Source organism: Amycolatopsis echigonensis, from assembly GCF_014174495.1.
GTDB classification, from domain to species: Bacteria; Actinomycetota; Actinomycetes; order Mycobacteriales; family Pseudonocardiaceae; genus Amycolatopsis; species Amycolatopsis echigonensis.
Genome location: NZ_JACJHR010000035.1, coordinates 69,948 through 90,906, shown reverse-complemented (window position 1 = coordinate 90,906; position 20,959 = coordinate 69,948). Strand labels below are relative to the sequence as shown.

General features: G+C 69.2%; 18 protein-coding genes. 9 read left to right on the top strand and 9 right to left on the bottom strand.

What is annotated here, in order from left to right:
- The 3 genes from H5411_RS24125 to H5411_RS24115 form a co-directional block, all read right to left on the bottom strand.
- A partial coding sequence (locus H5411_RS24125; RefSeq protein ID WP_183125071.1) for a PHP domain-containing protein occupies positions 1-746 on the bottom strand: 746 nt, incomplete at its 3' end.
- An 18-nt stretch (positions 747-764) separates the two neighbouring features.
- Positions 765-1,268, bottom strand: a complete 504-nt coding sequence (locus tag H5411_RS24120; RefSeq protein ID WP_183125070.1) for a metallophosphoesterase family protein — start codon at positions 1,266-1,268, stop codon at positions 765-767.
- 4 nt (positions 1,269-1,272) lie between these two features.
- Complete coding sequence (locus tag H5411_RS24115; RefSeq protein WP_101434474.1) at positions 1,273-1,926, bottom strand: GntR family transcriptional regulator; 654 nt, start codon at positions 1,924-1,926, stop codon at positions 1,273-1,275.
- A 119-nt stretch (positions 1,927-2,045) separates the two neighbouring features.
- On the opposite strand from H5411_RS24115, the gene araD reads away from it, so the two are divergent.
- Both araD and H5411_RS24105 read left to right on the top strand, forming a co-directional pair.
- Positions 2,046-3,764: an L-arabinonate dehydratase gene (gene araD / locus H5411_RS24110; protein ID WP_183125081.1), complete on the top strand. Its 1,719-nt coding sequence runs from the start codon at positions 2,046-2,048 to the stop codon at positions 3,762-3,764.
- A 148-nt stretch (positions 3,765-3,912) separates the two neighbouring features.
- Positions 3,913-5,688, top strand: a complete 1,776-nt coding sequence (locus H5411_RS24105; protein ID WP_183125069.1) for a VanW family protein — start codon at positions 3,913-3,915, stop codon at positions 5,686-5,688.
- Here the strand turns inward: H5411_RS24105 and H5411_RS24100 are convergent.
- The gene (locus H5411_RS24100) at positions 5,672-6,349 is read right to left on the bottom strand and encodes a TetR/AcrR family transcriptional regulator C-terminal domain-containing protein (RefSeq protein ID WP_101434477.1); all 678 of its coding nucleotides are present in this window, start codon (positions 6,347-6,349) and stop codon (positions 5,672-5,674) included. The genes H5411_RS24105 and H5411_RS24100 overlap by 17 nt on opposite strands.
- Positions 6,350-6,428: 79 nt before the next feature.
- On the opposite strand from H5411_RS24100, the gene H5411_RS24095 reads away from it, so the two are divergent.
- The 5 genes from H5411_RS24095 (at position 6,429) to H5411_RS24075 (ending at position 10,992) form a co-directional block, all read left to right on the top strand.
- Positions 6,429-6,986: an ester cyclase gene (locus H5411_RS24095; protein WP_101434478.1), complete on the top strand. Its 558-nt coding sequence runs from the start codon at positions 6,429-6,431 to the stop codon at positions 6,984-6,986.
- A gap of 42 nt (positions 6,987-7,028) precedes the next feature.
- Positions 7,029-7,799: an ABC transporter ATP-binding protein gene (locus H5411_RS24090; protein ID WP_101434479.1), complete on the top strand. Its 771-nt coding sequence runs from the start codon at positions 7,029-7,031 to the stop codon at positions 7,797-7,799.
- On the top strand, positions 7,775-9,361 hold the full coding sequence (locus H5411_RS24085; protein ID WP_183125068.1) for a hypothetical protein: 1,587 nt from the start codon (positions 7,775-7,777) through the stop codon (positions 9,359-9,361). Before H5411_RS24090 ends, H5411_RS24085 begins: the two co-directional genes overlap by 25 nt.
- A gap of 81 nt (positions 9,362-9,442) precedes the next feature.
- The gene (locus tag H5411_RS24080) at positions 9,443-9,802 is read left to right on the top strand and encodes a YciI family protein (RefSeq protein ID WP_183125067.1); all 360 of its coding nucleotides are present in this window, start codon (positions 9,443-9,445) and stop codon (positions 9,800-9,802) included.
- Positions 9,799-10,992 carry an RNA polymerase sigma factor gene (locus H5411_RS24075; protein ID WP_183125066.1) on the top strand — a complete coding sequence of 398 codons (1,194 nt, stop codon included), beginning with the start codon at positions 9,799-9,801 and terminating at the stop codon, positions 10,990-10,992. Before H5411_RS24080 ends, H5411_RS24075 begins: the two co-directional genes overlap by 4 nt.
- 728 nt (positions 10,993-11,720) lie before the next feature.
- Here H5411_RS24075 and H5411_RS24070 read toward each other — a convergent pair.
- Complete coding sequence (locus tag H5411_RS24070; protein ID WP_183125065.1) at positions 11,721-13,073, bottom strand: TrpB-like pyridoxal phosphate-dependent enzyme; 1,353 nt, start codon at positions 13,071-13,073, stop codon at positions 11,721-11,723.
- A 208-nt stretch (positions 13,074-13,281) separates the two neighbouring features.
- Between H5411_RS24070 and H5411_RS24065 the strand changes: the two genes are divergently transcribed.
- Entirely contained in the window at positions 13,282-14,061 is a 780-nt protein-coding gene (locus H5411_RS24065; RefSeq protein ID WP_183125064.1) for a PIG-L family deacetylase, read from the top strand.
- A 904-nt stretch (positions 14,062-14,965) separates the two neighbouring features.
- Here H5411_RS24065 and H5411_RS24060 read toward each other — a convergent pair.
- Genes H5411_RS24060 through pucD form a run of 3 tightly spaced genes read right to left on the bottom strand, consistent with a single transcriptional unit; the run spans position 14,966 to position 18,704 of the window.
- On the bottom strand, positions 14,966-15,454 hold the full coding sequence (locus H5411_RS24060; protein ID WP_183125063.1) for a (2Fe-2S)-binding protein: 489 nt from the start codon (positions 15,452-15,454) through the stop codon (positions 14,966-14,968).
- Positions 15,445-16,323, bottom strand: coding sequence for an FAD binding domain-containing protein (locus tag H5411_RS24055; RefSeq protein ID WP_183125062.1), 879 nt, complete (start codon positions 16,321-16,323; stop codon positions 15,445-15,447). The genes H5411_RS24060 and H5411_RS24055 overlap by 10 nt, the downstream gene beginning before the upstream one ends.
- A 53-nt stretch (positions 16,324-16,376) precedes the next feature.
- Positions 16,377-18,704, bottom strand: a complete 2,328-nt coding sequence (gene pucD, locus H5411_RS24050) for a xanthine dehydrogenase subunit D (RefSeq protein WP_312878586.1) — start codon at positions 18,702-18,704, stop codon at positions 16,377-16,379.
- Positions 18,705-18,786: 82 nt separating this feature from the next.
- On the opposite strand from pucD, the gene H5411_RS24045 reads away from it, so the two are divergent.
- Positions 18,787-19,782 carry a LacI family DNA-binding transcriptional regulator gene (locus H5411_RS24045; RefSeq protein ID WP_183125061.1) on the top strand — a complete coding sequence of 332 codons (996 nt, stop codon included), beginning with the start codon at positions 18,787-18,789 and terminating at the stop codon, positions 19,780-19,782.
- Positions 19,783-19,806: 24 nt separating this feature from the next.
- On the opposite strand, the gene H5411_RS24040 is transcribed toward H5411_RS24045, so the two are convergent.
- The gene (locus H5411_RS24040; RefSeq protein WP_009081542.1) at positions 19,807-20,790 is read right to left on the bottom strand and encodes an amidohydrolase family protein; all 984 of its coding nucleotides are present in this window, start codon (positions 20,788-20,790) and stop codon (positions 19,807-19,809) included.
- Between the last annotated feature and the right edge of the window lie 169 nt (positions 20,791-20,959).

The window sequence follows — 20,959 nt, the reverse complement described above, 5'->3', positions numbered from 1 at the left end:
GTGAACACCTTCTCCGAGTTGAACTGCGACTCCGGCCTGCCGCGTCCGCCGACCAGTCGTCCGGTGCAGTGCCCCAGCACGCGGACGTGCGGGTTTTCGACCGCCGCCAGCATCCGCGGCGTCATCTCCCGCGCCGGCATCCGCAGCTTCGAGTGCACGCTCGCCACCACGAAGTCCAGCCTGTCCAGCAGCTTCTCCGTCTGGTCGAGCGCACCGTCGTCGAGGATGTCGACCTCGATGCCGTGCAGGAGGCGAAACGGCGCCAGCTGCTCGTTCACTCGCGCGACTTCGTCCATCTGCGCCCGCAGCCGCTCCGCCGACAGGCCGCGCGCGACAGTCAGCCGCGGCGAATGGTCGGTGAGCACGATCCACTCGTGCCCCAGCTCGCGCGCTGTCTCGGCCATCTCGGCGATCGGGCTGCCGCCGTCGGACCAGTCGGAGTGCGTGTGACAGTCGCCGCGAAGCGCCGTACGCAGCGCACCGCCGTCGGGCAACGTGCTCGCTGGCAGCTTCGTCGCGTACGCGGGCGTACGGTCGTGCCACGCGTCCTCGATGACCCCCGCAGTGGCTTTGCCAATCCCTTTCAACGCCTGAAGCGACTTCGCACTGACGCGCGACGCTAACTCGTCTTCAGACAACCGGTCGACCACTGCGGCAGCCTGGCGGAAAGCACGCACCCGGTAGGTCGGTTCACCGGCGCGTTCGAGCTGGAAGGCGATGTCGCGCAGCGCGCGGGCCGGGTCCATGACTCCTGTTCTACCCGCTCAGCCGCGCCGAGGCAGCTCGTGCAGCTCGACCTCGCCGAGACGGCCGTCGCGGATCTCCGCGGTTTGGTACGTGCAGAACGGCTGCCGCCGCCGGTCCGTGGGCGAACCGGGGTTGAGCAGCCGCAGCCCGCCGGGCGTCACCGAGTCCCACGGGATGTGGCTGTGGCCGAAGACCAGCACGTCGACGTCCGGATACAACGCGTCGCATCGGGCCGCGCGGCCCTTCGCGTCGCCGGTTTCGTGGACTACCGCGAGCCGGACGCCGTCCAGCGTCTCGCGGGCCACCTCGGGCAGGCGTTTCCGCAGTTCGGGACCGTCGTTGTTGCCGTAAACGCCGATCAACCGGGCGCTGCGGGCTTCAAGCGAGTCGAGAGTCTCCACGTCGACCCAATCGCCCGCGTGCACCACGACGTCGGCCCGCGCGACTTCGTCCCAGACCTGCGCGGGAAGTTCCTTCGCGCGCTTCGGCAGGTGGGTGTCCGCGACGAGCAGCAACCGCACGCCGTCACTCCTCCCCGATCGCCTCGAGCACGTGGTCGAGGAACGCCGCGATGTGCGCGCGCAGCAGCTCGGCCGCGCCGTCCTCATCGCCCTTCCTCGCGGCGGCGAGCACCGCCTTGTGCTCGTTCCATTCCTTGCGCCAGCTGGGCTTCGCGTCCCAGCCGACCACGGTGATCAGCGCGGCGCGATCGCGCAGGTCGTCCAGCATCGACACCATCAGCGGGTTGCCGCAGCCCGCGTACAGCGCGCGGTGGAACCGCCGGTTCAGCAGGCTCAACGTGGTCTGGTCGGGGTCGCCGCCAGACGCTTCCTTGAGGATCTGCGCGGCCTCGTCGAACGACGCGTGGTCCGACGCCCGCACGGCGCGGCGCAGCGCTTCCGGCTCCAGCACCATCCGCACGTCGTAGACCGACCGCGCCAGCTCGGCGTCGACCACGCACACCGACGCGCCCTTGTACGGGCTGAACGTGACCAGCCCGGTGTTGGACAGCACCTTGAGCGCCTCGCGCACCGGCGTCTTGGACACCCCGAGCCGCGCGGCCAGCTCCGCCTCCACCAGCTGCTGACCGGGCAGCAGCTCGCGGGCGAGAATGCCGCGCCGGATCTCCTCCAGCACCACCTCGGTGCGGGAGGCGGGGAGGCTGAACGTGGACGGCATGCCGACCCTCCTGGCTTTCGCGCTCGTCCCCGCACATTCAACCAGGCGGGCGTCTCCGAACGTCGACACGTACGATCATATATCAGATGCCATCCGTCGACCGAGAGGACAGCGCCGCGATGAAGGCACCCGAGGACCTGCGCAGCCACCGGTGGTTCGGCGGCGACGACCTGCGGAACTTCAGCCACCGCACCCGCGCCCGGCAGCTCGGCTACGAGCCGGAGGAACACCTCGGCAAGCCGGTGATCGGCATCCTCAACACCTGGAGCGACATCAACCCGTGCCACCAGCACCTGCGCGAACGCGCGGAGCAGGTCAAGCGCGGCGTGTGGCAGGCGGGCGGATTCCCGCTGGAGTTCCCGGTGGCGACGCTGTCGGAGACCTACCAGAAGCCGACGCCGATGCTGTACCGGAACCTGCTGGCGATGGAGACCGAGGAACTGCTGCGGTCGTATCCGGTCGACGGCGCGGTGCTGATGGGCGGCTGCGACAAGACCACGCCGGCGCTGCTGATGGGCGCGGCGAGCGCCGGTCTGCCGTCGATTTTCGTGCCCGCCGGTCCGATGCTGCGCGGAAACTGGCGCGGCGAAGTGCTCGGCAGCGGCACCGACATGTGGAAGTACTGGGACGAACGGCGCGCGGGCACGATCGGCGACCGCGAACTGGCCGAACTGGAACGCGGTCTCGCCCGCTCCCCCGGCCACTGCATGACGATGGGGACCGCGTCGACGATGACGTCCGCCGCCGAGGTCCTGGGGCTGACGCTGCCCGGCGCGGCCTCGATCCCGGCGGTCGATTCCGCGCACCACCGGATGGCCGCGGCGAGCGGCGCGCGCATCGTGGGCATGGTGTGGGAAGACCTCACGATCGCGAAGATCCTCGACGAGCGCGCGTACGCCGACGCGATCACCACCGTGCTGGCGCTCGGCGGGTCGACCAACGCGGTGATCCACCTGATCGCGATGGCCGGGCGCAGCGGGATTTCCTTGTCGCTGCAGGATTTCGACGCGATCGCGCGGCGGGTGCCGGTGCTGGCGAACATCCGGCCGGGCGGCGATTGGCTGATGGAGGACTTCTATTACGCGGGCGGCCTGCCCGGGCTGCTGTCCCGCTTGACCGACCTGCTGCACCTCGACCGGATCACCGTCACCGGGCGTCCGCTCGCCGACTCTCTCGCCGACGCCCGCGTGCACAACGACGACGTGATCCGCCCGCGCGACAACCCGGTCGCCAGCGAAGGCGGCGTCGCCGTGCTGCGCGGCAACCTCGCTCCCGGCGGCGCGGTGATCAAGCACATCGCCGCGGATCCCGCGTTGCTCACGCACACCGGTCCGGCGGTGGTTTTCGACAACTACGCGGACCTGAAGGAGCGCATCGACGACCCGGCGCTGGGCATCACCGCGGATTCCGTCTTGGTGCTGCGCGGATCCGGTCCGCTCGGCGGTCCCGGGATGCCCGAGTACGGCATGCTGCCGATCCCGGCGCACCTGCTGGAACAAGGCGTGCGGGACATGGTGCGGATCTCTGACGCCAGGATGAGCGGCACCAGTTACGGTGCCTGCGTCCTGCACGTGGCTCCGGAATCGCACGTCGGCGGGCCGCTCGCGCTCGTCCGCGACGGCGACCTGATCACCCTGGACGTGCCCACGCGGACCTTGCAGTTGCAGGTGGACGAGGCCGAACTGGAGCGTCGTCGCGCTTTGTGGTCCGCCCCCGCGCCGCGGTTCGAGCGGGGTTACGGTGCGCTGTACACGGAGCACATCACGCAGGCCGACGAGGGCTGCGACTTCGACTTCCTCGCCCGCGCAGGCGCCAATCCGGAACCGGACGCGGGGTGAACCTCGTGAGTGCTGATCCCGGTTAGAACCGCGATTGGCACTCACGACGCGGGGTGACCGGTTTGTTCCGCTGGGGGCAGTAGTCCGGCATGTCCGGCTCGGCCCGTACGCTGTGCCCCTGACCGCAGCGAATCGAAGGGGTCGTGAGGTGCAGTACGAACCGCGCTGGCCGGAAACCGACAGCGACCAGACCGACGTCTTGCCGGTCGTGCCGCCGGAGGAACCTCCGTCCCCGCCCCGGCGGCGCGGCCTGCGCAAGGCGGGCTGGATCAGCGGCGGCGTGCTCGGCGTGCTGGTCGTCGCCTACCTCATCGACCTGCTGACCAGCCAGGGCCGGGTGCCGCGCGGCGTCGTCGTGGCCGGCGTGGACGTCGGCGGGCTGGAGCGGCCGGTCGCCGAACGCGAACTGCGCGGGAAGATCGAGCCCCGGCTCACCCAGCCGCTCACTGTCACCGCGGGCAACGCGCACACCAAGCTGTCGCCGACCGAGGCCGGGCTGGGGCTCGACTGGAGCGGCACCCTCGACCAGGCGGGCGACCAGCCGGTCAACCCCTTCGCCCGGCTCGCGTCGTTCTTCAGCACCCGGGAGCTGGGCGTCGTGTCGCACGTCGAGGCCGCCAAGCTCGACCCGGCGCTCGAGGACCTCCGCGGCCGCGTCGACCGGGAGCCGGTCGAGGGCACTGTCCGGTTCGACGGCACCACCCCGGTCGCGGTCCCGCCGCAGGCCGGGCAGAAGCTGGAGGTCGCGGCGGCGCGGGCGAAGGTGCGGAGCGGCTGGGCTTCGGGCAGCGAACTGACGCTTCCGGTCACGCCGACGCCGGTGCGCACCACCGCGGAAGGCGTCCAGCGCGCGCTCACCGAGTTCGCCAAGCCCGCGGTCTCCGCGCCGATCGTCGTCAAAGGCGAAGGAGCGGACGCGACGCTGACGCCGGAGCAGATCGCCGGAGCGCTCACGTTCGTGCCCGGCGACGGCGGCGGCCTCGCCCCGCAGATCGACCCGAAGAAGGTCACCGACGCGCTCGCGCCGCAGCTGAAGTCCACCGAGCAGGAGGGCAAGGACGCGACCATCGCGTTCTCCGGCGGAAAACCGGTCGTCGAGCCGTCCGCGGACGGCAACACGGTCGACTGGGAGCAGAGCCTCAAACCCCTGCAGAACACACTGAAGCAGACCGACAGCCGCGAGCTGAAGGCGATCTACAAGAAGACGCCCGCGAAGGTCACCACCGAGCAGGCGGACAAGCTGGGCGTCAAGGAAGTCATCGGCGAGTTCACCACCGGAGGGTTCGCCGCCGACTCCGGCACGAACATCCGCGTGGTCGCCGAGAAGGTGAACGGCGCGATCGTGAAGCCGGGAGAAACGTTCAGCCTCAACGGATTCACCGGTCCGCGCGGGCGTCCGCAGGGCTACGTCGAGGCGGGCGTGATCGAGAACGGCGCGCCTGCCCGCGAGGTCGGCGGCGGCATTTCGCAGTTCGCCACCACGCTGTACAACGCGGCGTACTTCTCCGGGATGAAGGACGCCGGGCACAAGGAACACAGCTACTACATCAGCCGGTACCCGGCCGCGCGCGAGGCGACGGTGTTCCAGAACCCGAACGGCGCCAGCGTGATCGACCTGAAGTTCACCAACGACTCGGACACCGGCGTCGCGATCCAGACCGTCTGGACGCCGTCGTCGATCACCGTGAAACTGTGGGGCACCAAGCGGTACACGGTCGAATCGATCCCCGGCGAGCGGACGAATCCGACGCCGCCGCCGACGAAACCGGGTCCGGCGGAGAACTGCCACGCGTCCAACGGCGCGCCCGGCTTCACCGCGACCGACACCCGGGTCCTGCGCGATGCCTCGTCGGGCCGGGAAGTTTCGCGGCACACCCGATCGGTCCGCTACAACCCGCAGCCGCAGATCACCTGCGGGGAGTAGCGAGCCGCTGCATCGTGGCGGCCACCGCCAGTTCGACGGCGAAGGAGAACTCCGCTTCGTGATCGCACCGCGCCAGATACGGCGCGGATTCGACGACGGCGGGAAGTCCGGTCCGCTCCAATTCCGCGCGGCGGTGGGCGATTCCGGCTTCGTCCGTGACACCGAACGCCGGTCCCGCACCGGCCTCGCGCAGGAGCGAACCGACCACGACGGCCAGGAGCGACCGCAGCAGGTGTACCGCCTCTTCGGGGGACGCGCCTGCCTTGCGCAGCACCGAAAGCACCGCCTCGACCGGCGCGAGTGCGGCGATCGACGGCAACTGTCTGGTGAGGACCAGCGCCGCGGCCTGCGGGTGCGCGCGCGTTGCTTTCCGGAAGGACTGGGCGATCGCGCGGAGGTCGTCTTCGGGCTGTCCGGTCAACTCAGGGAGGTCGATCCCGCCGAGGACGTGCCCGGCGACGGCATCGAGCAAAGCTTCTTTGCCATCGATGTGGTGATAGAGGCTCTTCGCGTCCACGCCGAGGCGCTGCGCGACGGTCCGCATGCTCACCGCTGCCGCTCCGTCGGCGTCGACCACTTCCAGCGCGGCCGTCAGGATCGCTTCCCGCGACAGCCTGGCGTCTCCCTTGCGCGGGCGTCCCCGGCGGGTCGTGGTGTTCACCGCTCCATCATGGCGCACTTGCATTAAACCCACAGCGTGGATTAAATTGCGGCTCCGCTGTCCTGGCTTGGAGGAACCCGTGGACCCGTTGGCCATCCCCGCGCCCGAAGTGCTGCGTGCCCGGCAAAAGCTCGTCCTCGACCACTTCCGCGACGAGGTGCGCCAGGAGTGGGACGACGTGCTGGCGACGTTCCCGCATCCGCACTACGAGATCGTCCCGACGATGACCGTGCACGACGGCGATTCCGCGGTGCGCGGCTACTACGACGAAACGCGACGCGCTTTTCCCGATCAGGACCACGAAATCATCGCTCTCCGGCACAGCGCGGATGCGGTAATCGTCGAGTTCTGGCTTCTCGGCACCCATCGCGGACCGCTCGGGAAGATTCCGCCGACCGGACAGCGGTTCCGGGTCCGGATGACCGCGTACTTCATCTTCGACGCCGAGGAACAGCTGGTGTGCGAACGCATTTACTTCGACACGCTCACCATGCTCCGCCAGCTGCTTCGCGGTTACGACGTCAGGAAGCCCACCTCTTGGCCGAAGCTCGTTCGCGCGGTGCGCGGGCTGCTGGCGATGTCCAGTACCCCGGATCCGCGGCTTTCCGACACCACTCCGCCCGCTTTTTGTCGGTGACCCCGCGTACAGTCGTGCGCACACCACGGGAAGGGGGAACCGGTGTCCGACGACGCGGCCATGGGGCTTTACGGACTCACCAAACGGTTCGGGACCACGCTGGCAGTAGACGATGTGCGGCTGGAAGTGCCGAAGGGGTCGTTCTTCGGCCTCGTCGGCCCTAACGGAGCCGGGAAAACGACGTCGCTGTCGATGGCGGTCGGGCTGCTCCGGCCTGACGCCGGCGAGGCGCGCGTGTTCGGAGTGGACGTCTGGCGGGAACCGGAACGGGCGAAAAGCCTGATCGGCGTTCTTCCGGACGGATTGTCCATTCCGGAGCGGCTCACCGGGCGGGAACTGCTCACGTACATGGGCCTGCTGCGCGGGCTCGCGCCGGACACGGTCGCCGAGCGCGCCCAGGAACTGCTCGGCGTGCTGGAGCTGACGGACGCCGAGCGCACCCTCGTCATCGACTATTCCGCGGGGATGCGCAAGAAGATCGGCCTCGCGATGGCATTGCTGCACGGCCCTCGCCTGCTGGTGCTGGACGAGCCGTTCGAGGCGGTGGACCCGGTTTCGGCGTCCACGATCCGCACGATCCTGCAGCGGTTCGTCGCGTCCGGCGGGGCGGTCGTGCTGTCGAGCCACGTGATGGCATTGGTCGAGCAGTTGTGCAGCCACGTCGCGGTGATCACGCGCGGACGCGTCGTCGCCGCGGGCGCGGTGGCTGATGTGCGGGGCGAAGGCACGCTGGAAGACGCGTTCGTGCACATCGTCGGCGGGCGGACCGGTGGAGCGGAGGGGCTGGCGTGGTTGGCGTCCTCGTCCGACTGAAGCTGCGGGTCCTGCGCAATTCGCTGCGCGGGCGGCAGATCGCCGCAATGATCGTCGGCGGCCTCTTCGGTCTCCTGGCCGCGTTGTTCACGATCGGCGTCGCGGTCGTCCCGGTGCCGGAAGCCCGGATCACGGTCGACCTGCTCACCTCGATCTACGCGGTGTGGATGCTTGGCTGGGTGCTCGCGCCGATCGCGACCGGCGGCGGGGACGACACCCTGCGGCCGGAACACTTCGCGCTGCTGCCGATCGGCCGGCGCAAGCTGGCGGTCGGCCTGCTCGCGGCGAGCTTCGTCGGTGTCACCGCGCTGGTGAGCCTGCTGGCGTTCCTCGGGCTGGTGTTCTACGGGCTGCGGTTCGGCGTCGGCGCGGCGTTCGTCGGGCTCGTATTCACCGTGCTGCAGCTGGCCTTCGTGGTCTTGTTGTACCGCGTGGTGATGGCCGCGCTCGGCGCGCTGCTGACGTCGCGCAAGGGCAAGGAGCTCGGCATCGTCCTGGTGGCGCTCACCGGGTTGTCCGGCGTAGCGGTGAACTACGCGATGAACAGCCTCGGCCCGGCGATCGTCAGCGGCCGGATGCCCGGCTTCGTCAGTGTCGTGCACGCGCTGCCGTCCGGCTGGGGCACGCTCGCGGTACACGCCGCCGGAGTCGGCGAATGGGGCACCGTCGGCGGACTCTTCGCCGCGTTGCTCGGTGTCGTGGTGGTTCTGGTCGTGCTCTGGGGCGCGCTGCTGGCCCGCCAGGTCACCACGCCGTCTTTCCGCGGCGCCTCCCGCACCCGCGCGAAGAGCACCCGCACGCGGCGCAGCCTGCTGCCCGCCACTCCGGTCGGCGCCGTGGCCCGCAAGGAGCTGTACACCTGGTGGCGAGACGCGCGCCGACGCGTCGCCCTGCTGTCGACGCTGCTCGTCGGCTTCGTCATCACGGTCGTGCCAGCCCTGTCCGGCGGTGGTGGCCGGTCAGCCATGCTGCCGTATTTCGGTGTCGCAGTGGTGATTTTCGCGTCCATGCAGTCCGGGAACCTGTACGGGATGGACGGCAGCGCCCTGTGGCACACGCTGGTCGTCCCCGGCGCCGAACGCGCCGATATCCGCGGCCGCCAGCTGGCGTGGGCATTGATCGTCGCTCCCGTTGCCTTGGTGCTGGCGCTCGTCCTGCCCGGCGTCACCGGCGTACCGGGCGCGTACCCCTGGGTCCTCGGCCTAGTCCCCGCAACGCTGGGCGCCGGTGCCGGGATCTTGATGCTGCAGTCCGTCTTCCTGGCCTTCCCGCTGCCAGATCAACGTCGCAGCGGCAGTCCCTGGTCGTCCGGCGGGCGTCCCGGGTGCGCCCGCGCGGCGATGATGCTGGCGACCACGCTGCTCATCGTGCTCGGCGCGTTGCCGGTCGTGGCGCTGTGCGTGGCCGGGAAGCTGGCGGACCTGCCGGTGCTGCAGTGGCTGGGCATCCCGGCCGGGATCGCGACCGGCATCGCGCTGGCGTGGTGGTGGGGTTCGCTCGCCCAGCAACGGCTGGCGACGCGGGGTCCGGAGCTGCTGGCGACCGTCTCCAAAGAACGGTGACGGATTTTTCTTGCCGAGGTGTCGAATGGCGTCGCGCGCGTTCGTAGCCAAGGTAAGAGACCCTGGTGTGAGGAGTTCGCCATGAAGCAGTACCTGCTGGCCGTCCAGGCAGACGAGACCACGCTGGAGACCGGCGAGGAACTGGCCGCCCAGATGGCCCGCACCGGCAAGGTCACCGACGACATGAAGGCCGCCGGCGCCTGGGTGTTCGTCGGCGGATTGCGTCCCTCGCACGCCACGACGGTGGTCCGCCCCGCGAACGGCACCGTCACGATGACCGACGGCCCGTTCGCCGAAACGAAGGAGCAGCTAGCCGGCTTCTGGGTGATCCAATGCGCGGACCTGGACGAAGCCTTGTCCTGGGCCGACAAATGCGCGCAGGCCTGTGGCCGCCCCATCGAGGTACGCCCGTTCGCCAACGGCCCAGAGGACGCTGCGTGACACTCGACGCGGTCTACCGAGCCGAGTACGGCCGCTGCGTCGCGACCCTGACCCGCCTCCTCGGCGACATCGGTTTAGCCGAGGAGGCGGTACAGGACGCCTTCGCCACCGCCGTCACCGCGTGGGCTGAGTCGTGGCCAGCCAACCCAGGCGCCTGGATCGTGACCACCGCCCGAAATCGCGCGATCGACCGCCTGCGCCGCGAGTCGACGCGGGAGGCTCGCCATGCGCAAGCCCTGCTCCTCCACCAGCCCGACGAACCCGCGGAGGTGGGCCCCGTGCGCGACGACCAGTTGCGGATGATCTTCACCTGCTGCCATCCCGCGCTCTCTCCCCTCGCGCAAACCGCCCTGACCCTGCGGCTTCTGGGCGGCTTGGACACCTCCGAGATCGCGCGTGCGTACCTGGTCCCGGAACCCACGATCGCCCAGCGCATCGTCCGCGCCAAAAAGAAAATCCGCGACGCGGGCATCCCGTACCGAATCCCCGACGAGGCCGCCCTGCCGGACCGCCTGGCTTCCGTACTCACCGTCCTGTACCTGGTTTTCAACGAGGGCTACACCTCCACCTCCGGCCCGCTGGTGCGGACGGACCTCTGTCTGGAAGCCGTCCGCCTGACCCGCGCCCTGGCCGAGCTGATGCCCGACGAACCGGAAGTCCAAGGCCTGCTAGCCCTGCTCCTGCTGACCGAAGCCCGCCGCCCAGCCCGCGTCAGTTCCTCCGGTGACCTCGTAGTGCTGCCTGAGCAAGACCGTTCCCTCTGGAACCAAGACCTGATCGCCGAAGGCCACGCCCTGGTACGGCAATGCCTGCGCCGCGGACAACCCGGGCCGTATCAATTGCAGGCCGCGATCAAGGCCGTCCACACCGATGGCCCCGCGACCGATTGGCCGCAGGTTCTCGCCCTCTACGACCAGCTCCTCGCCCACACCCCGACCGCCGTCGTAGCCCTGAACCGCGCCGTCGCAGTCGCCGAAGTGCACGGCCCAGAGCTGGCGCTGGCCCTGGTGGACGAGCTGGACCTGCCCGGCTACCACCTGCTGCCCGCGACCCGGGCGGATCTCCTGTCCCGCCTGGGCCGCACCGCCGAAGCTCACGCCGCCTATGGCGAGGCGATCGCGTTGGCTACCAACGAGACTGAGCGAGCCTTCCTGGAAACGCGCCGGTCCCGCCTCGCCGAGGATGCCTGAGTCCGCTGCTGCCGGTCCCAATGCCGACCTGCCAAGGCATGTGCCACAGTTCGAGTCGCCGGGTTTCCGCTTCCCCGCCACCAGGCCCGGCCGACCCCGCCCACTCACCCACCCCGAACAGGCCAACCCTCGGGCACACGCCGCGGGTCACCTCGCCGGATCTTCCGCCACTGCGCCCCTCACCGAAGCCCGAGTCGATCCCGCTCGACCGGCAGCATCCCGCTCAGACTGCCCAAGGGGCCCGCCGCCGTCCTGATCATGGCCGGCCATCAGCACAAAGCCATTCCATCAACGGCACCCTGCAACCAACCACCCCCATCAGGCACGCCGGTTCATCCATTCCGCTTTCCCCGGCCGCTCCGCTGTTCCTCCCTCCCGCCATGACATCCCCACTGCATCAGCCCACCCGCCAGGGCCGCCAGCTGATCCACCTTTCCTGCTGCTGCCTCCCCGCCGAACCAGGCCGACCGCCACCGCTGCCCCGCCGACCCAGCCCGACCACCACGGCTACCCCGCCGACCCAACCCGACCACCACCGCTGCCCCGCCGACCCAACCCGACCACCACCGCTGCCCCGCCGACCCAACCCGACCACCACAGCTACCCCGCCGACCCATCCCGTCCGATTCGAACTGCCAGCCCCTCGCTTCTGGCCAGCCCGATCGCGCGGCATCGCCCACTCGCTAATTCCCCTCGGTCACTCCTCTCCATCTCGCCAGCCGCGTGCCTCAGGGAAGCGCCGCCAGCGATTTCTCCAACGCCGCGTCCGGAAGTTCGTTGTCCACCATGTCCCCCGCCAAATACGCGCCGTATGCGGGAAGATCGAGGTGCGCGTGTCCGCAGAGCGCCGTCAGGATCACCTTCTCCTCGCCAGTCTCCTTGCAACGCAACGCTTCTTGGATGCACGCTGCCAAGGCATGCGTCGGCTCGGGCGCGGGGATAATGCCTTCCGTGCGGGCGAACTGCACCCCCGCCGCGAAGCATTCCTGCTGACCGATCGCGAGCGCCTCGATGAGACCCAATTCGTAGATGTGCGAGATCAGCGGCGACATCCCGTGGTAGCGCAGGCCGCCGGCGTGGATCGGGTCCGGGATGAAATCATGGCCGAGCGTGTGCATTTTCAGCAGGGGCGTGAGACCGGCGGTGTCGCCGAAGTCGTAGGCGTAACGGCCGCGGGTGAGGGTCGGGCAGGCCGCCGGTTCGACCGCGCGGATCACCGGGTTCATCCGGCCGGCCAGTTTTTCCCGCAGGAACGGGAAAGCGAGTCCGCCGAAGTTGGATCCGCCGCCGGTGCAGCCGACGAGCACGTCCGGGGTGTCGCCGGCCAGTTCGAACTGCCGGAGCGCTTCCTCGCCGATTACCGTCTGGTGCAGCAGCACGTGGTTGAGCACGCTGCCCAGCGCGTACCGCGCGCCCGGATCCGCCGCGGCCTGCTCGACGGCCTCGCTGATCGCGATGCCGAGGCTTCCCGTCGACTGCGGGTTCTCCGCCAGGATCGCCCGGCCTGCGGCAGTGCGGTCCGAGGGACTCGGGTACACCTGCGCGCCGAAGGTCTCCATCATCAGCTTGCGATACGGCTTCTGGTCGTACGACGCCCGCACCTGCCAGACCTCGCACGACAGCCCGAACGTCGCGCACGCGAACGCCAGCGCGCTCCCCCATTGACCGGCGCCGGTCTCGGTGGTGAGCCGCGTGACGCCCTCGGCCGCGTTGTAGAACGCCTGCGGCACAGCGGTGTTCGGCTTGTGCGAGCCGACCGGGCTGACGCCCTCGTACTTGTAGTAGATCCGGGCCGGTGTCCCGAGCGCCTTCTCCAGCCGGTGGGCGCGGTACAGCGGGGACGGACGCCAGAGCCGGTAGACGTCCCGGACTTCCTCGGGAATGTCGATGTAGCGCTCGGCGGTGACTTCCTGCTCGATGAGCGCCTGCGGGAACAGCGGAGCCAGGTCCGCGGGCCCGACGGGCTCGCGGGTCCCCGGGTGCAGCGGCGGAGGCGGCGGCTCCGGCAGGTCCGGCACCACGTTGTACCACTGCGCCGGGAGATCGGCCTCGTCCAGGATGTATTTCGTCCGTTCTGCCATGACGCCTCCTCGGTCGGCGGACCCCAACGTAAGCCGGGCAGCGGGAGAAGCCAAGCGGCGGAGCGCGCGAGGGGACCCCTCGCGCGGATAAACCGGCAGCTCCACCCATGTGGGCGACCTGTCCACAATGGAGGGTGTGGCTGATTCTCCGGAAGCCGGATCCGGCGGGCGCCGGTTTTTGTCGGTGGGCGCGGGTAGGTTCGTGGGCATGGCGACATTGGTGACGTTCCACGCTCATCCGGACGACGAGGCGATCATGACCGGCGGCGTGATGCGCAAGGCGGCCGACGAGGGACACCGGGTGGTGCTCGTCGTGGCGACGCGCGGGGAGAAGGGCGAGATCCCCGAGGGCCTGCTCGACGACGGCGAGCAGCTCGCGGACCGGCGGGTGCGGGAGACGCACGCGGCGGCCGAGGTGCTGGGCGTCTCGCGGGTGGAGTTCTTGGGATACCAGGACTCCGGGATGATGGGCGACCCGTCGAACGACGGCCCGGACACGTTCTGGAGCGCGCCGGTCGAGGAAGCGGCGAAGCGGCTGGCGGCGATCCTGCGCGAGGAGTCGGCCGACGTACTGACGGTGTACGACGACTTCGGCGTCTACGGCCACCCGGACCACATCCAGGTCCACCGCGTCGGCATGCGCGCAGCCGAACTCGCAGGCACGCCGCGCGTCTACCAAGGCTCGGCGAACCGCGACCAGATCCGCCGAGCCGCCGAAGCCGCGAGGGCAGCGGGCGAAGAAGGCGGCCCGGACGAGGAGATGATCGTCGGCAAGCCGGAAGCCGAACTGACCGCCGAAGTGGACGTCACGGCATACCTGGAGGTGAAACGGGCGGCGATGCGCGCGCACCGGAGCCAGATCAGCGAGGAGTCGTTCTTCCTTGCCCTGCCGGACGACAGCTTCGGCCAAGCATTCGGGACGGAATGGTTCATCCGGGAAGGACAAGGACCGGGGGTGACGGAGACGGACCTGATGAAAGGCCTCTGACCGGCCCCGGACGAGCAGTGGGCGCGGGGCTCCGGCGGGGGTTGCGGGTGCGAGGCGGGCTCGGTGAACCGGCGGACGCGGGTTGCCGCCGCGAGCCACACACGCGGCGCGGGCCTGACCGCGCCGCGGGCGCGAGGGTTCCAGAGTTGGCCGAGGTCTGAGGCGACCTCGGACTGAGTCCTCAGACCCGGGCCGCCACCGCTGGCCACAGACCCAGGACGAGCCCGACCGAGCTGTTGCACGAGGGGCCAAGACGGGACGAGGTCTGAGGCGAGCTCGGACGTGGGTCGCCGCCGCGAGCCGCGGACAGGCTCGACCGGGCCGTGGGTGCGAAGGCCAGGGTGAGTCGCGAACCGAAGCCGGGGCTCGGCCGAATCGGCAGACGCGGGTTGCTGCAGCGCCAGGGAAGGCTCGGCCGAGCCGTGAGCGCAAGGGGCCAGGACGGGTCCGAGCCTCAAGCCGCTCGTGCGGGCCGTCGGAAGCTGGTCGCCGCCGCGAACCGTAGACTCGGGACCAGCCCGACCGAGACGCGGGCGCGAGCGGCCATGGCGGATCGCGAGTCTGTGGCGAGATCAGCCGAACAGCCGAGCGCGGGCGGCCTTCCGCGGACCACAGACTGCGGAAGGCTCGATCCAGCTAGGGCGCGGGACTCCGGCACGGATCGCAGACCCGGACTCGTTTGGGCAAGCCTGGCGGTGACCGGCGCGAGGTTTCGGCAGGCCCCTGGGCGAGGGGGTCTGCGGGGTCGCACCGGCGGGGTCGCGGATGGCTGGGCACAGTCGGGCACGGTTCTCTGGTTCCCCACGCAGGCAGGTCCCGTTCAGGAGGCTGACCAGGCCCGCACCGGCGGCCGTCCACAGGCGGGGTTGGAGGGCGGCTCGGCAAGCCAGCGGTCACGAGCGCATCATCCGGGCTTCGCGGGCGCTTCCTCCCCGACTCGGGACGAGGCCAGGCGGACTGCGTCCAAGATCTTCTCGTACCCCGTGCACCGGCAGAGATTCCCCGCCAGGGCTTCACGGATCTCCGGATCCGAAGGGGCGTTCACTCGGTGCACAAGCTCGTGCGCGGCGACGATCAACCCCGGTGTGCAGAAGCCGCACTGTACGGCGCCGGCGTCGATGAAGGCTTGCTGTACTGCGTCGAGCTGATCGCCGTCGGCCAAACCCTCTACAGTGCGGATGTTTCTGCCCTCGGCTTGGCCCGCCGCGACCAGGCACGAACATACTGGGGTACCGTCCAAATACACTGTGCACGAACCGCATTCGCCTTGTTCGCAGGCGTTCTTCGAGCCCGGCAGACCCAGTTGATCACGCAGCACGAAGAGCAGGCTCTGCCCCTCCCACACCTCGTCTACGGTACGCGGCTCGTCATTGACCACAAGATTCAGGCGCATTTCGGCTGCCCGCCTTTCCGATAGTCTTCCCAGGCCCAGCTCAACGTCCGGCGGGCCAGTACGGCGATCGCGTGGATGCGGTAGTCGGCGCTGCCCCGGACGTCGTCGATCGGGGACGCGGCGCTCGCGGCCAGTTCGCTGAAGCGGCGGACGACCGGGTCTGGCAGCGGGGAGCGGGAGGTCCACCGCTCGGAGAGGGCGTCGCGGAGGAAGTCTTCGGCAGCGGTCGCTCGGCGCGGGGTCGGGGCGGCCGAACCGACAGCCGCGCCTACCCAGCCGGTTTCTGGGGCCAGGTCCAGGGCGAACGAGCACACTGCGATGACCATCGCGTTGCGGGTGCCGACCTTCGCGAACTGTTGCGGACCGGTCGCGACCGGGAGGTGGATGGCGGCGATCAGCTCGTCCGGTGCGAGCGCGTTGCGTTTGACGCCTTCGTAGAACTCGGTCGCCGGGATCATCCTGGTGCCGCGTACCGACGCGACCTCGATTGTCGCGTCGCAGGCCAGGAGCGTCGGGTGCGTGTCGCCGGCGGGGGAAGCCGCGCCGAGGTTTCCGCCGACGGTGCCGCGGTTGCGGATTTGCGGAGATCCGACGGTGCGGCTGGCCATCGCCAGCCCAGGCAGACGAGCGCCGAGTTCGGTGATTATCCGCGTGTAGGACACGCCCGCGCCCAGGCGGATCCGGCCGTCCTTCTCAGTCCACTCGGTCAGAGCGCCGATCCGGGTGAGGTCGAGCAGCGCGGGCGGGCGGCGGTGGTCGAAGTTGAGTTCGACCAGGACGTCGGTGCCGCCCGCCAAAGGGACGGCGTCCGGGCGGTCGGACTTGACGGCCAGTGCTTCGGCCCAGGTCGTCGGGGTCAGGAAATCCATGGGGCACCTCCGGGAGGCGGTCCTCGGGCGGGAACGGGCAGGCCGGCGCGGCACTAGCGGCAGCGGGAAGCGGCCCGCGAACCCGCGAGGGCGATGTCGTCCGGGCGGATGGGAGCATTCGGCAAAGGCAGGCCGGTCGCGGCGCGCAGGGCGTTCAGGATCGCCGGGGTCGAGGACAGCGTGGGCGGCTCCCCGACGCCGTTCAAGCCGTACGGCGAGTCCGGGTGCGGGAATTCGAACAGGCTGATCGGCATCGGCGGGACGTCCAGCACCGTCGGGATCAGGTAGTCCGTGAAGGACGGGTTCCGCACCCGGCCTTCGCGATCGACCAGGATTTCCTCCATCAACGCCAAACCCAGGCCCTGGACGCTGCCGCCTTCGATTTGGCCCTCGACGGCCAGCGGGTTCATCGCCTTGCCGACATCCTGCGCGGTCGCCAGCTCGACCACCTTCACCAAACCCAGTTCGACATCCACGTCCACCACAGCCCGGTGGGCGGCGAAAGCGAAAGCGATGTGCGCGCTGCCCTGGCCGGTTTCCGGGTCGATGCCTTGTGTCGGCCGGTGGTGGTATTCGAAGGTGTGCGAGATGGTGTCCGAACCCACCAGCTCGGCGATGGAGCACACCGGGCGTCCGGCGCTGTCCAGGACCTGGTCGTCGCCCAACGAAAGCGCGGTAAGTCCGCTCGCCACCGACGCGCGGCGCAGCAGCTCCCGCGCGATGTGGCGGCAGGCTCCTTGCACCGCGCCGGTCGACATCCATGTCATTCGAGAAGCCGATGCGGAACCGGCGTCGCCGATTTGGGTGTCGGCGGGGAGGACGACGACCCGCGAGACGCCGAGTTCCGTGCTCGCCACTTGAGCTTGCACCGTCGTGACGCCTTGTCCGCACTCCGCCGCGGCGGTGTGCACCGAGACGACCGGGGCGCCATTCACGACGGCCAGTGCGACGCGGGCGGTCGAGATGTCGTCGACGCCTCCTGAATAGCCGATGGCTTTCACCCCGACCGCGTAGCCGACTCCGCGACGCACCCCCTCGCCGTGCGTCGTGTTGGCGGCTCCGCCGGGCAGGGAAAGCAAGTCCGTCCCACCGGCGGGAGGCAAGGGACGGTCGCGGAGCGCTTGCAATAGTTCCGCGACAGGGGCTGGACCGTCGACGGCTTGGCCGGTGGGCAGGACGGTGCCCGTGGTCATGGCGTTGCGGAGGCGCAATTCCATCGGATCCATGCCTAGTTCGTGCGCCAATTTGTCCATATTGGACTCACAGCCGTAGGCCGATTGGACCGCACCGAAGCCGCGCATCGCACCGCACGGCGGGTTATTCGTGAACACCGCCAAGCCGTCGATTTCAGCATTCGGTACGTCGTAGGCACCGGTGACGAAATAGCAGGCATTGGCGATGACTACCGGCGAAGTCGAAGTGTATGCACCACCGTCCAAAACCAGGCGCGCTTTGACGTAGACCAGACGGCCGTCCTTGGTGGCTCCATGCTCGTAACGCATCTTCGCCGGGTGCCGGTGTACGTGACCGAAGAAGGATTCGTAGCGGTTGTACGACATCTTCACCGGACGGCCGAGGCGCAGTGCGAGCATGCAGGCGTGCACATGGACGGAGAGGTCCTCCCGACCGCCGAAGGCACCGCCGACACCCGCCAAGGTCAGTCGCACCTTTTCTGGCGGCAACCCCAGACAAGGAGCTAGCTGTTCCAGGTCTTTGTGCAGCCATTGGGAGGAAACGTAAAGCTCGACGCCACCATCCTCGGAAGGAATCGCCAAGCCGGATTCCGGGCCCAGGAAAGCCTGATCCTGCATGCCGACTTCGTACTCGCCGGTGACCACCACCTCCGCCTCGGCACGGGCGCGCGCCAAATCGCCGTGGCGGATTTTCACGTGCCGTACTAGGTTTCCGTCCGGATGAATGGGGCGTACGCCCTCGTCCAGAACCGTCATCGGGTCCGTGACCGGGGTCAGCGGTTCGTAGTCCACAATGATCAGTTTGGCTGCCTGGCGGGCGGTTTCCGGATCGTCGGCGGCGACCAGCGCCACCGGTTCGCCGTGGTAGCGGACCTCGTCCACCGCGAGAACCGGCTGGTCGGCGGATTTCATTCCGTACGTTTTCGCGCCGGGCACGTCCTCGTGGGTGAGCACGGCGTGCACGCCTGGCTGGGCGAGTGCCTTGCTCGTGTCGATGGACCGGATCCGCGCGGCCGCGTACGGGCTGCGCAGCGTGGTCGCCCAGACCATGCCCTCGATCCACAAATCCGACGAATAGGCGAACCGGCCGGTCACCTTGGCGGTGCCGTCCGGCCGGAGGGCGCTTTCGCCCACCCCGGCGGCCTTGCCGGTTTCCGCGGCGCGTACCAGCGAGTCCACACTGACCACCAGCTTTCCTGCTATGCCGACCGCACGGATTCAACACGTGTAGACCGGGACTGTCAACGGCTCTTCGGGTATCGTCTGGCGCATGCAGCGGGCCACCCGGGACGATGTCGCACGACTGGCGGGGACCTCGCCGGCCGTGGTCAGTTACGTGCTCAACAACGGCCCGCGTCCGGTCGCGCCCGCCACGCGAGCACGGGTCGAGCAAGCCATCGCCGAACTCGGCTACCGGCCCAATCTCGTCGCGCGGGCGTTGCGGTCCACGCGCAGCAATGTGCTCGGGCTGGTCGTCCCGGACAGCAGCGAGGGCTATTTCACGCAGCTCACCCACGCGGTCGAGCGTGCCGCGTTCGCCCGCGGATCCCTGGTGCTGCTGGGAAATTCGGCGTTCTCCCGGGAACAGGAGCTGCGGTACGCCGACTCGCTGGCGAACATGCGCGTGGACGGCCTGCTGCTGGTCCGAGCCGAGATCGCCGGGGCGGCCGCGATCCACTCCACTTTGGACGTTCCGGTCGTCTACCTGCACCACCGCGCCCCGTCCGGCAGCACCGCGCCGTCCGTGGTGCTGGACAACAAGGCGGGCGGACGGTTGACCACCGAACACCTGCTCGGGCACGGCTACCGCGAGATCGGCTGCCTCACCGGGACCGCACGCTCCGGTCCGGTGGCCGATCGGGCCCGCGGCTGGACCGAGGCAATGCGGGCGGCGAAGAGGAGTACCGGCAACGTCGTCCGCACCGGTCTGGATCGGCACGCGGCGCGGGCGGACATCAGGCGCTGGTTGCAGTCGCCGGAACGGCCGCGCGCGATCATGGCGACAGCGGACGGGCTGGCGCTCGACACGCTCACCGTCGCGGCGGAAATCGGCTTGAGTGTCCCGAAAGACCTTGCGGTGATTGGCTTCGGTGGCACCGACGCCGCCGCGCACAGCTGGCCCGCACTCTCCACGGCCGGGCATTCTTTCGACGACTTCGCCGACGTCGCAGTGTCCACTCTGGACAAACTCCGGGAAAACACTCAGCCCGAAGACCGCGTCCTCGACGTCCACCTGACCGCGCGCGCCAGCTGCGGGTGCGAGTGACCCCGCAGCCGGCGCGCGACCGGATCAGGAGTTAGCCGCCTCCGCCCACGCCGAAGGCGTGTAGCCGAGATAATGCGACGCGTGCGTATTCGCCGCGGAGGCCTGCGGAATGTCCCCGCGCAAATACGCCTCGGCTTCCGCCTTGTCCTTCGGCGGCGGCGTCGGCGCGAGGCCGAGCAGCTTGGCCATGTTGTTGCCGAGGTAGCCCTCCAGGTCGTCCTCGGACAGGTTCAGGCCCTGCGGCGGCTGGTGGCACAGCACCTCCAGCTCCCGTGCCCACATGCCGGGCTCGTTCGGCGGCGAATCGGTGCCGAAGACCAGGTCGCTCTTCTTCATCTCCTTGGCGAATTCGACGATCCGCGACTGCAGCAGCCAGCCCGATTCGCCGATCACGTTCGGCGAGTCCTGGATCATCCAGAACGCCTCGAAACAGTAGACGCCGCCGGTCTGGATGCCGAAATGGCCGAGGATGAACGTGACGTTCGGGAACTCGCGGATGATCGGGTAGAACTGCGTCGGGATCGAGTACGGCCCGTCCCCGGTGTGGATCAGCACGATCACGCCGAGCTCGTCGCACACCCGCATCACCGGCCGCAGCCAGTCCAGCGCCCGGTCCGGCCGGTAGGAATGCATGTTGGCGTGCAGCTTCAGCATTTTGTAGCCGTATTCCTTCACGTGGAAGGCCAGCTCCGCGGCACCGTTTTCCGGGCCGAACCGCGGGTTGTACATGAAGTTGCCGACGAACCGGTCCGGGTACTGCTGCACCAGCGAGGTCACGTACGCCTGGTATTCGCGGATGCCTTCGCGGCCGGTTTTGTTGCCCTCGCGCCAGGTCGTGTTCCCCGGCGGCGGCATGATGCAGCTGACGTCCACGCGCCGCGGTTTGCCGTTGATCCAGAATGGACCGTCCATCATCTCCAGCGTGCGCTCGCCGGTGAACGGGGTTCCGGTGTGCCGCCAGGCTTCGTCGACGAGATTCGTCGGATGGACATGGGTATCGATAATCACCGGATGTCTCCTTACGCAAGACTTGAGTAAAGGACTCCCCGGCCGCGCTTCACCGCACCTACGGGACCCGGAAGCGCGATCAGCGCTCCGGCGCAACCGAGTGCAGCACCTTCGCCGCCCGCTGTCAACACATGATCGCCGAATGCCTTGCGCGGCAAGACTTTTCCCG